Genomic DNA, 14,250 nt, shown 5'->3' on the forward strand with positions numbered 1-14,250 from the left:
ACGACTGGCGGACTTCATCACAAACAATTGTCTACGCTCAGATTTTTGAGGGCGCATATTTTTGCGAATAGTTGAATGTCCGGGCAATATATTTGTGTCTTCCCTTAGCCGGATTCAGATCACTGCTATTTCTTCGGGACGCAGCGTCAAAACCTGTACCCCGTTACGTGTTACAGCTACCGTATGTTCGAACTGCGCGGATAATTTTCCATCAGTCGTAACGACCGTCCAGCCATCTTCTTCCGTCTCAACGGTATGACGCCCTTGGTTAATCATTGGTTCTATGGTGAACACCATTCCTTCCTGCATTGTCATTCCGGTATGAGGCCTTCCCCAATGCAGCACTTGAGGTGGCTCGTGCATTTCACGACCGATCCCGTGACCGCAATACTCTCTGACCACTGAATAGCCATTTTGCCGGGCGTAACGCTCGATAGCATGACCGATATCACCGAGCCGGGCGCCTGGACGGACAACGTTGATTCCCTTCCACATGGCTTCGTAGCAGACCTTGACCAGCCGTCTGCCAGCATTCGATACATCGCCGACGAGATAGGTTTTGCTGGAATCAGCAATAAAGTTGTTTTTCTCTAATGTGATATCGAAATTGACGATATCTCCGTTCAGCAAGATATCCGAGGTTGAAGGAACACCGTGGCAAACGACGTTGTTGCGGGAGGAATTCAGCGCGTAAGCGTAGTCGTATTGACCTTTGCTCGCCGGACGTGCCTTAAGTACATTCACGATATAGCTATCGACCAAGTCATTTACCTGCATGGTCGACATGCCGATCAGGCTCAATTTATTCAGATAGCTAAATACCTGCGCGAGCAGTCTGCCCGACTCCGCCATTAAGGCGATTTCTTCCGGCCGCTTGGTCATGTGGATGCTCCTGCCATAGTTGCTCCGGCGTGAGCATTCCTGTGCACCCGGGTAAAAATTTCAGTGAAAGTCTGTGATGGCGTGATATCACTCAAACTACCAATTTTCATTCCAGCAGATTTTTTATTCATGGTGGTGATCATCATCGTGTTGGCTGTGTATATCTGCGTGTGCAGATTATCGGAGGTATTAAAAATGTTTAAAATGAAAATATACGTTATATATATTTATTGTATATATTTCGTATATTTTGAGCAAGTGGCATTTTTTCTCTGATAGCCTGATGTGGTACCGTTGCGATTACTCAAAGCGACCGGCAACTTACCTGACTTGTTGGTTAAGAGCAGGGTGCTACTACTAAATTTGGGATGGAAAATTTATGCAAATCGTCAGTGGTGATGAAATCAGTGTCGCGTTGAATCAGGAAAAAATGCATGTCGTGATCGATATCAGTTCAGATGCAGACGAAAAAAATATACGACTCATACGTTTGTTGCCCGCAGAAGCACGTCAACTGGCCGCACACTTAGTGACAATGGCAGATCAATGTGAATCGCAATCACCGGTACCTGTTCAGCCTAACGTTTCCGCCAATGTGAAGCACGCCGGACAGCTGGCGCCGCAAACGGCAGCGGACTACTTCAATGGCGTAGCCAATCTGGCGCTGGCCAGTCAAACTATCTTGCTGAAGAAAATGACAGAAAGGTTGGAGAGGGGAGAGTTGGATAAGGGAGACGAAGACGCGCTGCGCCAGCAGATGACCGATCTGATCAATGAGGCTGCGGCGGTTGCAGGTAACGCGACGGCAGAAACGGAAACTGCTCTTTCAGCGATGAATAAGACAGACCATAGCCTGAAAAAAATCAGATGTTGCTCGATCAGATCGATGCGAAGAGGTGACTGATAGCCGGCCTCATATTGACTTTGATGTTTCAAGCTGATATCTAAGTATCGTTCTGTCACAGGCGCCTTCCCAGAGCGCAACAACGATACACACCACGACATTGCTGATCGTGCTGGTGACGGCGCGGGCTTCCGACATGAATCTGTCGATGCCAAGCAATAAAACAGCGCCAGCCAAAGGCAGATCCGGAATGATCGTAAGTGTCGCCAACAGTGTGACGAAGCCGCTGCCACTGACACCAGCGGCGCCTTTTGACGTCAGCAACATAGTGGCGATCAGACTCAGGATCTGACCGTTGCTGAGTTGTATGTCGCAGGCCTGGGCAATAAACAATGAGGCGAGTGTCAGATAAATGGCGGTGCCGTCCAGGTTAAACGAATACGCCATCGGTAACACCAGTCCGGCGACATCTTTTTTGCAGCCGAGTATTTGCAATTTTTTCATGAGTGGCGGCAGCACCGGCTCTGATGAGGATGTGCCCAATACGACGAGCAACTCTTCACGGATGTAACTCATCAGCTTCCACAAACTGAAACCATGCAGTTTCGCCAGACTTCCAAGAATGACAATGACAAATACCGCGCAAGCGATGTAGAAATTCAGAATCAGATAACCAAACGCAGCTACAGACTGTATGCCAAAACGCCCTACCGTATAGGCGATAGAGGCGAACGCCGCTAATGGCGCCAGTTTCATGACGTAATCAAAAACGTTAAAACACAGGCGGCTCAACTCATCAATTGTTGTCAGCATACGATCACCGGGGCGTCGGCTACGGGCGATCGCAAAGCCGCTTAGTACCGCAAGCAACAAGACTGGTAAGACCTCGGCCTGAGTAAAAGCACCGACATAGGAATGCGGGATGATGTGGAGGATGAAATCGGCGAAGCCCTGATATTCGGCATGACCTAACATCGGCGACAGAGTATTTTTGTCGATGGCGGTCGGGTGAAAATGCCAGCCAGCACCCGGATGCATGAGGGATGCTGCCAGCCATCCGGTTAACAATGCCAGTAAAGTCAGCAAATAAAAAATCAGCATCGCTTTGATAAGCGTGCTGGTGACTCCGCGGCGCTCATTCAGGCTAGCGATGCCGCCAGCGATCGTAAAGAACACGAGCGGTGCCAGCATCATTTTGACCAGTTTGATGAATGCGTCTCCGACAGGCTTTAATTCGGTTCCCAGTGCTGGCCAGAAATGACCAAACCCTATGCCTAAAAACACGGCAAGCAAAACTTGCAGATACAAACGTTTGGTCAGAAATGAAAAGGGCAAGGTCATTTCGGCTGCACTGATTTATCCGTTTTGCTGCTTTGCACCAACATGTCGAACAAGGTCCTGGCTGCTGGTGGCATGATGCGGCCGCGTTTAGAGATCAAGCCTAAGGTTCTGTGGATGGAAGGGTTGACTAAGGGAATGCCGACCAGCGTTGCGTCCATATATTTCGGCAGCGACAGGCGAGGAACAGCGGCTACTCCCATACCTGCTTCAACCAGTGCCAGAATGCCAGCGACATGGTTCACTTCATAAAAAATGACGGGGTGTTTTTCTACGCCGGCCAACGCATTGTCGATCAAGCTGCGGTTACCACTGGACTTGGAGACCGAGATATAACGCTCGCTGGCAGTTTCTTTCCAGGATAATTTTTTGCGTTTTGCCAGTGCGTGATCATGGCGCATCGCCAATACATAACTCTCTTTGTAAATAGGAAGGAAATCAATTTCCGGGTCTTCAGCACCGGCAAAGTTAATACCAAAATCTGCTTCTCCGGCCAATATCAGATTCAGCACGTCTTGTGCGCTCTCATCGAATATGCGCACGCGTATTTTTGGGAAGCGCTCGGTAAAACCCTTTAATACATCGGGCAAAAAATAATGCACTGCCGATGGAACGCACGCCAGAGTAACGATACCGGTGCGGTGTGCCGCCAGATCCGACATATTCAGTATCGCGCCTTCCAGTTCATCGAGCGCAGTACGGACGTTGCTCAGAAATACTCTGCCGATATTAGTCAGTTGTACGCGTCGCGTGGTTCGTTCAAATAATTTGACGCCCAGCATCTCTTCCAGCTTTTCAATGCGACGGCTTAATGCCGGTTGCGATAAAAACAGATCTTCCGCCGCCTGTTTAAAACTGCTGCGTTCTGCGACGGCGACAAAGGCCTGCAGTTCCTGTAAATCGAAATTGATGCGTCCCATGCATTAATCTTAATAAATATTGCAATTCACAAATTATGCCATGTGGCGGATGATGCAGACCAAATAAAAAGTCGGCGATACGTGAATATTGACCGGCTCAAACCAAGCATTACAGACATTTCAAGGCCTCATTAAGAAGGCAATACCTCGGAGACCACATGAAACCTTCTTATCTCATCGTCTTGCTGGGCATCAGCAGCGGCGCCTTTGCCCAATCCACTGTCACACCCTATGGCATTGCGGATCTTGGCGTGCATTACAGTAACGGCATCAATGCCAGCAATGCGCCAGTCGTATCCGGTTCCACCGGCTCCGTCAGCAGCGGCGTCAATAATACCAGCCGCTGGGGCTTCAAAGGACAAGAGTCTCTTGCTCCTGATATGACTGTTCTTTTTCAGCTTGAAGGCGGCTTAAACATCGATACCGGCGCATCTGCAAAATCAGACAAGCTATTTGATCGGCTCGCCTTTGTCGGAATTAAAACCGGTTATGGCAGCCTGACAGCTGGCCGTCAGGCAACGATATTGTCGGATGCGATTTCGACGGTCGATCCGCTGGGAATGCGGTATGCAAGTCTTAATCCTAATATTAATGTCACGGCACTGAGTAATACCGCGTTTGGTACCCATGCGTTTGGCGTCCAGTATGGTACCAGCGGCTACAACGACAATTACTATCGTCTGGACAACATGCTGAAATACACCGGTGACTTTGGTCCGCTGGTGGCGCGTGCGTCATATTCATTTGGTGAGGTCGCGGGCAATAGCAGCGCTTTGTCGACCATGGGTGTCGGCCTTGCATATCAGCAAGACGGATTAAATATCTCTGGTGCCTGGATGAAGTTCAAGAACAGCGCTGACTTTGATTTACAGGCGTATACCTTGGGGGCTGCTTATCAATTAGGTAGCGTGCAACTGAAGGTCAATTTTGGTCAGAACCGTGCTGACACCAGTACGACGAAACAAACTCGCCAACACATCGCCTCTGGCGGTGCTGCGTTGGCATTAACTGCCGATCTGACGCTGACATCGGCGTACTACCGCGTCCGCCGTGAAGCCACCGGCTTTGCTGACGATGGCTTTGATCGCAGCTTTATTTATCTGGAAAAATCCCTGTCAAAACGCAGCACTGCGTATATCGAAACTGATTATACAAACTGGAAAGCTAATGCTGCCGGTGTGAGCGGTAACAAAGCGAACAGCAGTAACGGTTACGGTCTGACGATAGGTCTGATGCACAAATTCTGAGTAATGAAAGGAATCACTATGTCGAAGTTTACACTTCGCTTCAACACGATTGCAGCGGCGCTGGCACTCAGCGGCTTGTTTGCTACCAACCTTGCAGTAGCGGAGGACATCCGCGTCATTAGTTCGGGTGGTTTTGCGCAAGCATACAAAAATCTCGCTTCTGCATATGAAAAGAGTAGTAGCGATAAGCTGATATCGGGCTGGGGACCATCGATGGGGACGACCACAAATGCGATCCCGGTGCGTATGGCTCGTGGTGAGAATATTGATGTCGTCATCATGGTTGGTGATTCTCTGGACACACTGATGAAGGAAGGGAAACTGGTGGCCGGTAGCAAAGTGGTGCTGGCAAATTCACTTATCGCCTGCGCAGTAAAAACGGGAAATGCCAAACCTGATATCAGCACCGTTGAAGGTTTGAAACAAGCATTTTTGCAAGCGCGTACTGTCGCTTATTCCGACAGTGCCAGCGGTGAATACATCAAACATCAATTGATGAAAAAGCTGGGCATTGCAGAGCAGATGCAGGGCAAGGCAGCACAAATTCCTGCCACGCCTGTCGGAGAAATCATTGCTCACGGCGAGGCTGATTTCGGTTGTCAGCAACGTAGTGAATTATTGCCGGTTGCAGGAATTGATATTGTCGGCTTGCTGCCGCAGGAAGTGCAACTGAGTACACCTTTCTCTGCAGCGATAGTCAGCGGCAGTAAGGTGCAGAAGAACGCACAGGCACTGCTTGATTTTCTGTCGTCGGAAAAAAATGCAGGTGTGATTGCAGAGACTGGCTTGGAGCCGGTTGCTGCTAAAAAATAAGACGCTGATTCAGCACGAATCGTTGTTCGTTTTATTTCTCTTTATTTTGTTTTGACGGGTTGGGCTGTGCATCTGCATGGCCACCGATTAAAAAGGTCAGATCGTATGTCCAGCACAACTTCTAATGCGGTAAGCAACGTCCATCAGGATGGTGGCGTTGCGGCAAAGCGCCACTCGAAATTTTCTACCGTCATCCGTGTGACGAGTGGAAATTTCATCGAAATGTATGACTTCTTCCTGTTTGGATTTTACGCAACCTATATCGCTAAAGCATTTTTCCCCGCCAGTAGTGAATACGCGGCGCTGATGATGACGTTTGCGACTTTCGGCGCAGGATTTTTCATGCGACCGCTGGGTGCGATTATTCTGGGCAGTTATATTGACCGCATCGGTCGTCGCAAAGGTTTGGTGCTGACGCTGGGCATTATGGCATCCGGTACCGCCATGATCGCTTTTATCCCCGGTTATGCCACGATCGGTTTGCTGGCGCCTTTGCTGGTACTGATTGGTCGTTTGCTACAGGGTTTTTCTGCCGGGGTTGAACTGGGCGGCGTGTCTGTCTATTTATCTGAGATGGCAACGCCGGGTCACAAAGGCTTTTATGTCAGCTGGCAATCGGCCAGTCAGCAAGTGGCCGTTATTTTCTCCGCGGCGTTGGGATATTTTCTGAATGAAACCTTGAGCAAGGAATTCATTGCGGACTGGGGCTGGCGCATACCTTTCTTCATCGGTTGCTCCATCATTCCGGTAGTCTTCTTCATTCGTCGCTCTTTGCAAGAGACAGAAGAATATCTGGCACAGAAAACGCATCCTACGTTCAGAGAAATGCTGAAAACTATTTCTCTGAACTGGCCGCTGGTTGTGACCGGTACGATGCTGATTGTGATGACCACGGTGTCGTTTTACCTGATCACCGTTTATACGCCGACTTTTGGTAAAACCGTACTGAAGCTAACGACCGTTGAGAGTCTGGTCGTGACTCTGTGTGTGGGTGTATCTAACTTTATCTGGTTGCCGGTGATGGGAGCTTTGTCTGACCGTATCGGCAGATGGCCCATCATGGCACTGTTTTCCGCTCTGACTGCGGTGACGGCTTATCCGCTGTTGTCATGGCTGATCGCCAATCCGAGTTTTGAGCACATGTTAATTGCGGAATTATGGCTGTCATTCCTGTACGGAAGTTATAACGGTGCGACGATTGTTGCTTTGACAGAGATCATTCCTGTTCGTATCCGTACTACAGGTTTCTCACTCGCATATAGTCTGGCAACAGCCTTGTTTGGCGGTCTGACACCGCTGGTCTCAACCTGGTTGATAGAAACCACGGGTGATAAAGCATCGCCAGGATACTGGATGGCAATGGCTGGCAGTGTTGGCTTGCTGGCGACTTTCCTGATTTATCGCGGTGTAGTCAAGGAACGTTAATCGCTCAGACGAGCAATTTAAGTCAGTTTTTCGAAGTAAAAAGGCATGGCAGATAGTGAGTGGATCACTACTGCCTGCTTTTTTATTATTTGTACGAGTTTTAAGAAAGCGCATGACTGTCAATTTACCGATCTGTATCTCTGGCTGGCAACATTTTGGAGAAACGGAGTTCTGAGTCGCTTCTTATTGTTTGCCATGCTGTCGGCTCTTTTTTCTTAGTAACGTCAGGATGCCCAGTCATTGGATTCTGTGCAGAATCAAATTCTGGCCCTCCTTCATGCAAAGAGCATTTGAAAATGAATCCATTACTTCGTTGCGGGAAAACGTCGTTGTTAATAGCTTTAAAGGAGCTGATATGAGCTGGTTTTTGAATCTGAAGATTGCGTATAAATTACTGCTTTCTTTTTTTATTGCCCTGAGTCTGACCCTGGCAACAGGCATTTTTGGCATCGTTCAGACCGCGCGCCTGAATGCTGCGTCGACGACGGTACTCAATAATACGTTGCCGGGAGTGCGTTATGCGCTGCTGATGAAGGCAACGCTGAACCGTATGCGTGTATCGGAATTGCAGCATATTCTGTCCAGCGAAGAGTCGGATTTCAGCTATTACGAAAAGAGTATTGAATCCCGTACTTCAGAATTTACGGGATATGAAACGAAATACCGCTCTCTGGTCAACTCGGCAGAAGAGAAAAAAATATTCGATACCTTAGATCAGTCGTTTATATCGTATCGCAATGCTGGCAAAAAAGTGCTTGAGCTATCCCGTGCCGGAAATCAGGATGAGGCGCGGAAAGCGATCCGTGGTGACTCCGTAAAATTATTTCGATCTGTGAATGATCTGGTTGATAAACTGGTGGAGATGAGTCAGGCGGAAAGCGAGCGTGCACTGGTCACCAACGATGATTTGTTTTCGTCTTCACGTGCCTGGATTATCGGAATAATGACAGTGGCAATGGTGCTCAGCGTGATTCTGGCTTTATGGATTGCACGCCTGATCAGCCGACCACTGCGGGCTGCAGTCAGTATGGCTGAAAGTGCAGCCAGCGGTGATCTGACGGTCTCGATTGAGGCTGAATCAGACGACGAAATCGGTCAGCTGTTGCGAGCGATGAAAACAATGAATACAAGCCTGCAGAGACTGGTGGGACAGGTTCGCGCGGGGACGGATGCAATCAATACTGCTTCTCAGGAGATTGCTACCGGTAATCTTGACTTGTCTGCGCGTACTGAACAGCAGGCAGGATCTCTTGAAGAAACCGCATCCGCGATGGAAGAGTTAACGTCGACGGTAAAGCAGAATGCAGACAATGCGCGACACGCCAATAGTCTGGCCGGTTCTGCCACAACGGTCGCAGGCAAAGGTGGAGAAGTCGTTGGCGAAGTGATTGCGACCATGAGTTCCATCAACGAGTCTTCGCGCAAAATTGTCGACATTATCAGCGTGATTGACGGTATCGCGTTTCAGACGAACATTCTGGCACTGAATGCTGCAGTCGAGGCGGCTCGTGCCGGAGAACAGGGGCGCGGCTTTGCGGTGGTGGCGAGTGAAGTCAGGAATCTGGCGCAGCGCAGTGCCGCTGCAGCTAAAGAAATCAAGGATTTGATTAACGATTCAGTAGAAAAAGTGGCGGCTGGTAGCAAGCTGGTGAATCAGGCAGGAAGCACCATGGATGAAGTGGTTGATAGCGTGCGTAAAGTCAGCGATATCGTCAATGAAATCAGTGCGGCGACACAAGAGCAAAGTATAGGAATTGAGGAAGTGAATAACGCCATCATCAAGATGGATGAGGTGACTCAGCAAAATGCTGCATTGGTGGAGGAGGCCGCAGCAGCGGCACAATCCATGCAGGATCAGGCCGTGCATCTGACGAATGCCGTGAGTGTCTTCCGGTTGGATGCGACTTCAGTCAACCGTGTTACCCGCAGGCTGGGACAGTAATTGTCTGACTCTGCAGCGCGGCTGACTTTGTTTCAGCCGCGCGCTATGATAGATGATCTGTTGCAGAGACGTTCTTCAGAATTTATGCATCAGACCCAGGGTAAAGCCATATCCATTGGATTTATTTGCCTGCGTTCCGGTTGTGCCAGTTGCATTACCATTCCATTTGGTTGAATCAAGCTCGACATATAAAGTGCTGCGCTTTGACATTTCCTGTTCAAGATAGGCAACGACGCGATCAAACCCATCTGAAGTAAAGCCGGTGCTGTCGCGTCGTACACGATAATACGCGGCGGTCAGCGACAGGCCGGGACGAATCACAAGGTTGCCGCCGCCTGAATAGATGCTTTCTTTTGTTTCCTTATTGATTGCCGTTTCTGCTTTGTTATTGCCATAATTGGCTTTGAGTGTGAATTCACCAAAGTTATAGGCAGCGCCCAGCGTATAGGCATCTAGGCTGAAACTGGCACTGTTTTTCAATTTCATATACGCGCCAGATATAGCCAGACCATCTTGCTGATAGCTCAGACCCGCGCCCACGGTTGACAACGCGCTGGTGTTTCCCGCCACTTCACCAAATGAATAGGAGACGCGAGTTGTCACCGGACCGAAGTCACTGGTGAATTTCAGCATATTATCCAGACGATAGTAATTGTCGTTGTAGCCGCTGGTGCCGTATTGCATTCCAAAGGCATGAGTGCCAAAAGCCGTATTACTTAATGCGGTTACGTTGATGTTAGGGTTGAAACTGGCAAAGCGCATTCCTAAAGGATCGACCGGCGATATTGCGTCCGATAATATCGTCGCCTGACGCCCGGCCGTCAGTACGCCAGCGCTGGTCTTTAAGCCAACAAATGCGATCCGGTCAAACAATTTATCCGATTTGGCGGAACCACCCGTATCAATATTCAGGCCGCCTTCAAGCTGGAAAAGTGCTGACATATCATTTCCCAGCGTCTCCTGACCTTTGATGCCCCAGCGACTGGTATTGTTGATGCCGCTGCTCAGAGCCGTGGTGGAATTCGATGCTGTAGGAGCATTGCTGGCGTTTAATCCATTACTGTAATGAATGCCAAGGTCTGCGATGCCATACAGCACGACATTCGATTGTGCTGAAACAGTTGGTGAAAAGGCAGACATTCCTGCCAGACTTATTCCGGATAAAAATAAACGCGTTTTCATGGTGTCCTCTTCGTATATTGTTGAGTTCAGGCCTGCGATTACTATCGACGTTTCTTTTCTTCTGACACACGGGGTGAAACACACTACTGATGAATCTGCTGCGTAAAAGCACTTTTTTATCTGACTGTAATTCAGCTACAATTTTTCACAGGAAGTGTCGCTGTTGCGTTGTCGTTTTTCATTTGCTCAGATTCTGCAGTCGTTGCCAGTCGCTGCAATTCTCCAGTTGCCGCGAGCTGACTGATCGTTGTGGCCAGACTCGCTGCTAACGCTTTATGTTTGATATTCAGATAGTGGTGAGCGGGTTGTACCAGCAAGACGATTTTTTCCGAAACAATGTCATTGATCATTGTTTTTTTCATTGCCCGATCTGCGCTATATCTGGAGTCCACCGCGACATCAATACGACCAGCGGTCAACATTTTGAATAGACTTTCTGATGTATCGGCAAACGTAATGTCGTTTAGCCCTTCGGTCGCATTTTGTGCATTTATAATTCCGCGCACGACACCAGTTCTGAGTGGCTTTAAATCGTTTTTTTTCTGAATAGTCAGATTGCGTGTTTTTAATGTGTACGCCAGAGTTTCAACGACGATATAGGGCGGATCAATACGTATCAGTTCAGGATGCGATGCTGCGTAATTGGGGGGGCGCAACACTTCTCCGTCTATGTTTCCAGCCTTGGCTTCTTTGGTTGCGCGCAGTGGCGGCAGGTTAACAATACAAAACTCCAGCTTCGTCTGTTTGTATACTTCGCGAAGTATGGATGCCGCAATCATGCCAGTGGCAGAGTCGACGTTGACAGAAATATGTAAATTTCCAGGTGTTTCAGCCGCAACACTTGTTGAAATTAACGCCGTCATTATCTGCATCAACAAGTTCATCGTTTGTCTCATACCTGAACGCGTTATGTTTAGAATAGTAAGCAATCCCGGATACGTGTGAGCAATTGCAGAGCATTGTATTGTTGACGCAGTCGATTGTCGTCTCGTAATTCGACTTGCCCTTTATTGCTATGAATGTTGCCACATTCCTTCGTGTATGGCTGTGGCGTCAGTACAAATTTTTCTGTATCTGTTTATATAGTTACCGCAGGCAAGATTTGCACACACCAGCTTCCCGCTGTCTTTCTTCATGCCTATGTTGATATATCCGCAGGCTTAGATGTCTGCTGCCAGAAGTCATTTTTTTATCTCGAAAAACTGACTGGAAGTGCGTATTACAGTGGCGACATGCCAATCAGCACAGCATGAGCAATATCGTGGCGCTGCTAAATTTTTCGTATCAATCAGTTGAACGACGAGTTTTTTGACCCTGATCAATGATTTTAAAAAAGCATCAGCCTTTGTTTGACTGCACTATATTTAGTAATTATTCTTAATTTAACTACTAAATATTGTGTATTTGGATGACGATGATGACTGAGCAATTTTGTGAATCGCAGACACAGGTAATCAAGCGGGATGGCAGCATCAGCGCATTTGATGCAAAGAAAATTGAATTTGCCCTGCAGCGCGCTGGTCAGGCGAGTGGTGAGTTTGATTTATGTGTGGCGAATGATTTGTGTGCTCAGGTCATGCAAAGCGACGGGATGGTAAACGCGGCGCCGTTACTGCATATCGAACAGATTCAGGACATAGTCGAATCAGTTTTATTTGAGTCCGGTTATCGCCGGACCTTGCGTGCCTATATTGTGTATCGCGAACAGCATCAACGTTTGCGTCATGATCAACACACCCTCGTTGACGTTGAATCATCTATCAACGAATACCTGCAGCGTCAGGACTGGCGTGTCAACGCAAATGCCAATCAGGGATATTCGCTCGGTGGTCTGATTCTGAATGTGTCCGGCAAAGTCATTGCAAATTACTGGCTGAGCCATGTGTATCCGCCAGAAGTCGGTATGGCACACCGGGAAGCGGATCTGCATATTCATGATCTGGATATGCTGGCTGGTTACTGTGCCGGATGGTCTTTACGTACCCTGTTGAACGAAGGTTTGAACGGTGTGCCGGGTAAGGTCGAATCTGCGCCGCCAAAACATTTATCGAGCGCGGTCGGGCAGATCGTGAATTTTCTCGGGACATTGCAAAATGAATGGGCGGGTGCTCAGGCATTCAGTTCTTTCGATACCTATCTGGCGCCTTTCGTGCGCAACGATGCTTTGAGTTACGTCAGTGTTAAACAGTGTGTGCAGGAGCTGATTTACAACCTGAATGTGCCGTCACGCTGGGGCACACAGACGCCTTTTACGAATCTGACTTTCGACTGGGTGTGCCCGGCTGATTTGCGTGAACAGATACCTGTGATTGCAGGTATCGAAATGCCATTTTCCTACGGTGAATTGCAAGAGGAAATGGATATGATTAACCGCGCATACATCGAAGTGATGATGGCCGGCGATGCGAAAGGGCGCGCGTTCACCTTTCCTATTCCTACCTATAACATGACCGAGGATTTCGACTGGTACAGCCCGAACGCCGAACGTCTGTTTGAAATGACGGCACGTTATGGCTTACCGTATTTTCAGAATTTCATTAACTCTGAACTCAAGCCGAACATGATACGTTCCATGTGTTGCCGCCTGCAGCTTGATCTGCGTGAATTACTGAAGCGTGGTAACGGTTTGTTTGGCTCTGCTGAACAGACCGGTTCGCTCGGCGTGGTCACGATTAACTGCGCCCGTCTTGGTTATCGTTATCGTGGCAACGAGTCTGCTTTGCTGGCTGCACTGGATCATTTGCTGGAACTCGGAAAGACCAGCCTTGAAATCAAGCGCAAAGTGATACAGCGGCACATGGATAACGGCCTGTTCCCTTATACCAAGCGCTATCTGGGCACCCTGCGCAATCACTTTTCGACGCTGGGTGTGAACGGCATCAACGAGATGATCCGTAACTTCACTGCCGGTGAAGACGACATCAGCAGCGCGGCCGGTCATGCAATGGCGGTTCGTCTGCTGGATCATATCCGCGCCAGAATGCTGGAGTTTCAGGATGAGACCGGTCATATGTACAATCTGGAAGCAACACCTGCGGAAGGAACAACTTATCGCTTTGCGAAAGAAGACCGTAAGCGTTTTCCGGATATTATGCAGGCGGGTACGGCGGAGATGCCCTACTACACAAACTCGTCACAACTACCCGTCGGCTATACAGAAGATCCATTTGAAGCGCTGGAGCTGCAAGATGATTTACAGCGCAAATATACTGGCGGCACCGTACTGCATTTGTACATGACCGAAGCCTTATCCAGCGCCGAAGCATGCCGACAACTGGTACAGCGCTCGCTGAGCCGTTTCAGGTTGCCGTACATCACAGTGACGCCGACTTTTTCCATTTGTCCTAAGCACGGATATCTGCAAGGAAGCCATCCATTCTGTCCGAAATGTGATGACGAGATCATTGCCCGCAAACGCATGGCTGCCACGCAAACTACCACCAACTAATCAGGAGTCATTCATCATGTCACAACTTCATCAAGCTCAATCAATCGAAAAACATGCGTTTGTACTGACTGACGCGGAGCGTCAGCCATGCGAAATATGGACACGGGTGATGGGTTACCATCGTCCGGTCAGTTCTTTCAACACCGGGAAAAAAGGTGAGTTCTGCGAGCGTACTTATTTCACCGAAAATGCCGCTCACCTGCGATAAG

General features: G+C 48.8%; 13 protein-coding genes. 7 read left to right on the plus strand and 6 right to left on the minus strand.

Annotated features, from left to right (window positions below):
- Window positions 1-114: 114 nt before the first annotated feature.
- Together map and KDM87_RS01675 are read right to left on the minus strand one after the other, a co-directional pair.
- On the minus strand, window positions 115-882 hold the full coding sequence (map, locus tag KDM87_RS01670) for a type I methionyl aminopeptidase (RefSeq protein WP_212677491.1): 768 nt from the start codon (window positions 880-882) through the stop codon (window positions 115-117).
- On the minus strand, window positions 879-1,028 hold the full coding sequence (locus tag KDM87_RS01675) for a hypothetical protein (protein ID WP_212677492.1): 150 nt from the start codon (window positions 1,026-1,028) through the stop codon (window positions 879-881). The genes map and KDM87_RS01675 overlap by 4 nt, the downstream gene beginning before the upstream one ends.
- Before the next feature lie 233 nt (window positions 1,029-1,261).
- Between KDM87_RS01675 and KDM87_RS01680 the strand changes: the two genes are divergently transcribed.
- Window positions 1,262-1,786 (plus strand): hypothetical protein, encoded by a 525-nt coding sequence (locus tag KDM87_RS01680; RefSeq protein WP_212677493.1) that lies wholly within the window; start codon window positions 1,262-1,264, stop codon window positions 1,784-1,786.
- A 9-nt stretch (window positions 1,787-1,795) separates the two neighbouring features.
- Here KDM87_RS01680 and KDM87_RS01685 read toward each other — a convergent pair whose 3' ends face one another.
- Together KDM87_RS01685 and KDM87_RS01690 are read right to left on the minus strand one after the other, a co-directional pair.
- Window positions 1,796-3,067 carry a cation:dicarboxylate symporter family transporter gene (locus KDM87_RS01685; RefSeq protein ID WP_212677494.1) on the minus strand — a complete coding sequence of 424 codons (1,272 nt, stop codon included), beginning with the start codon at window positions 3,065-3,067 and terminating at the stop codon, window positions 1,796-1,798.
- Window positions 3,064-3,984: a LysR family transcriptional regulator gene (locus KDM87_RS01690; protein ID WP_212677495.1), complete on the minus strand. Its 921-nt coding sequence runs from the start codon at window positions 3,982-3,984 to the stop codon at window positions 3,064-3,066. Before KDM87_RS01690 ends, KDM87_RS01685 begins: the two co-directional genes overlap by 4 nt.
- Window positions 3,985-4,142: 158 nt before the next feature.
- Between KDM87_RS01690 and KDM87_RS01695 the strand changes: the two genes are divergently transcribed.
- The 4 genes from KDM87_RS01695 to KDM87_RS01710 all read left to right on the plus strand — a co-directional run bounded on the left by KDM87_RS01695 (window position 4,143) and on the right by KDM87_RS01710 (window position 9,411).
- The gene (locus KDM87_RS01695; protein WP_212677496.1) at window positions 4,143-5,231 is read left to right on the plus strand and encodes a porin; all 1,089 of its coding nucleotides are present in this window, start codon (window positions 4,143-4,145) and stop codon (window positions 5,229-5,231) included.
- An 18-nt stretch (window positions 5,232-5,249) separates the two neighbouring features.
- Window positions 5,250-6,044 (plus strand): substrate-binding domain-containing protein, encoded by a 795-nt coding sequence (locus KDM87_RS01700; protein ID WP_212677497.1) that lies wholly within the window; start codon window positions 5,250-5,252, stop codon window positions 6,042-6,044.
- A 105-nt stretch (window positions 6,045-6,149) separates the two neighbouring features.
- Window positions 6,150-7,469 (plus strand): MFS transporter, encoded by a 1,320-nt coding sequence (tcuC, locus tag KDM87_RS01705; protein ID WP_212677498.1) that lies wholly within the window; start codon window positions 6,150-6,152, stop codon window positions 7,467-7,469.
- Window positions 7,470-7,824: 355 nt separating this feature from the next.
- Window positions 7,825-9,411, plus strand: a complete 1,587-nt coding sequence (locus KDM87_RS01710; protein WP_212677499.1) for a methyl-accepting chemotaxis protein — start codon at window positions 7,825-7,827, stop codon at window positions 9,409-9,411.
- A gap of 75 nt (window positions 9,412-9,486) precedes the next feature.
- On the opposite strand, the gene KDM87_RS01715 is transcribed toward KDM87_RS01710, so the two are convergent.
- Window positions 9,487-10,593, minus strand: a complete 1,107-nt coding sequence (locus KDM87_RS01715) for a porin (protein WP_230407538.1) — start codon at window positions 10,591-10,593, stop codon at window positions 9,487-9,489.
- A gap of 131 nt (window positions 10,594-10,724) precedes the next feature.
- Window positions 10,725-11,477 carry a substrate-binding periplasmic protein gene (locus KDM87_RS01720; protein ID WP_212677500.1) on the minus strand — a complete coding sequence of 251 codons (753 nt, stop codon included), beginning with the start codon at window positions 11,475-11,477 and terminating at the stop codon, window positions 10,725-10,727.
- Between the two features lie 524 nt (window positions 11,478-12,001).
- Between KDM87_RS01720 and KDM87_RS01725 the strand changes: the two genes are divergently transcribed.
- The gene (locus KDM87_RS01725) at window positions 12,002-14,041 is read left to right on the plus strand and encodes a ribonucleoside triphosphate reductase (RefSeq protein ID WP_408058672.1); all 2,040 of its coding nucleotides are present in this window, start codon (window positions 12,002-12,004) and stop codon (window positions 14,039-14,041) included.
- Between the two features lie 16 nt (window positions 14,042-14,057).
- On the plus strand, window positions 14,058-14,249 hold the full coding sequence (gene nrdD, locus KDM87_RS01730; RefSeq protein WP_212677501.1) for an anaerobic ribonucleoside-triphosphate reductase: 192 nt from the start codon (window positions 14,058-14,060) through the stop codon (window positions 14,247-14,249).
- Window position 14,250 lies beyond the last annotated feature (1 nt).

This window comes from Cognatundibacterium rivi (assembly GCF_018139565.1).
GTDB classification, from domain to species: Bacteria; Pseudomonadota; Gammaproteobacteria; order Burkholderiales; family Burkholderiaceae_D; genus Undibacterium; species Undibacterium rivi.

Bases quoted from the DNA above. Each gene is read 5' to 3' on its own strand.
- KDM87_RS01675 (WP_212677492.1), bottom strand. From the start codon at position 1,028: ATGATGATCACCACCATGAATAAAAAATCTGCTGGAATGAAAATTGGT.
- map (WP_212677491.1), bottom strand. From the start codon at position 882: ATGACCAAGCGGCCGGAAGAAATCGCCTTAATGGCGGAGTCGGGCAGA.
- nrdD (WP_212677501.1), top strand. From the start codon at position 14,058: ATGTCACAACTTCATCAAGCTCAATCAATCGAAAAACATGCGTTTGTA.
- KDM87_RS01690 (WP_212677495.1), bottom strand. From the start codon at position 3,984: ATGGGACGCATCAATTTCGATTTACAGGAACTGCAGGCCTTTGTCGCC.
- tcuC (WP_212677498.1), top strand. From the start codon at position 6,150: ATGTCCAGCACAACTTCTAATGCGGTAAGCAACGTCCATCAGGATGGT.
- KDM87_RS01720 (WP_212677500.1), bottom strand. From the start codon at position 11,477: ATGAACTTGTTGATGCAGATAATGACGGCGTTAATTTCAACAAGTGTT.
- KDM87_RS01695 (WP_212677496.1), top strand. From the start codon at position 4,143: ATGAAACCTTCTTATCTCATCGTCTTGCTGGGCATCAGCAGCGGCGCC.
- KDM87_RS01715 (WP_230407538.1), bottom strand. From the start codon at position 10,593: ATGAAAACGCGTTTATTTTTATCCGGAATAAGTCTGGCAGGAATGTCT.
- KDM87_RS01685 (WP_212677494.1), bottom strand. From the start codon at position 3,067: ATGACCTTGCCCTTTTCATTTCTGACCAAACGTTTGTATCTGCAAGTT.
- KDM87_RS01680 (WP_212677493.1), top strand. From the start codon at position 1,262: ATGCAAATCGTCAGTGGTGATGAAATCAGTGTCGCGTTGAATCAGGAA.
- KDM87_RS01725 (WP_408058672.1), top strand. From the start codon at position 12,002: ATGACGATGATGACTGAGCAATTTTGTGAATCGCAGACACAGGTAATC.
- KDM87_RS01700 (WP_212677497.1), top strand. From the start codon at position 5,250: ATGTCGAAGTTTACACTTCGCTTCAACACGATTGCAGCGGCGCTGGCA.
- KDM87_RS01710 (WP_212677499.1), top strand. From the start codon at position 7,825: ATGAGCTGGTTTTTGAATCTGAAGATTGCGTATAAATTACTGCTTTCT.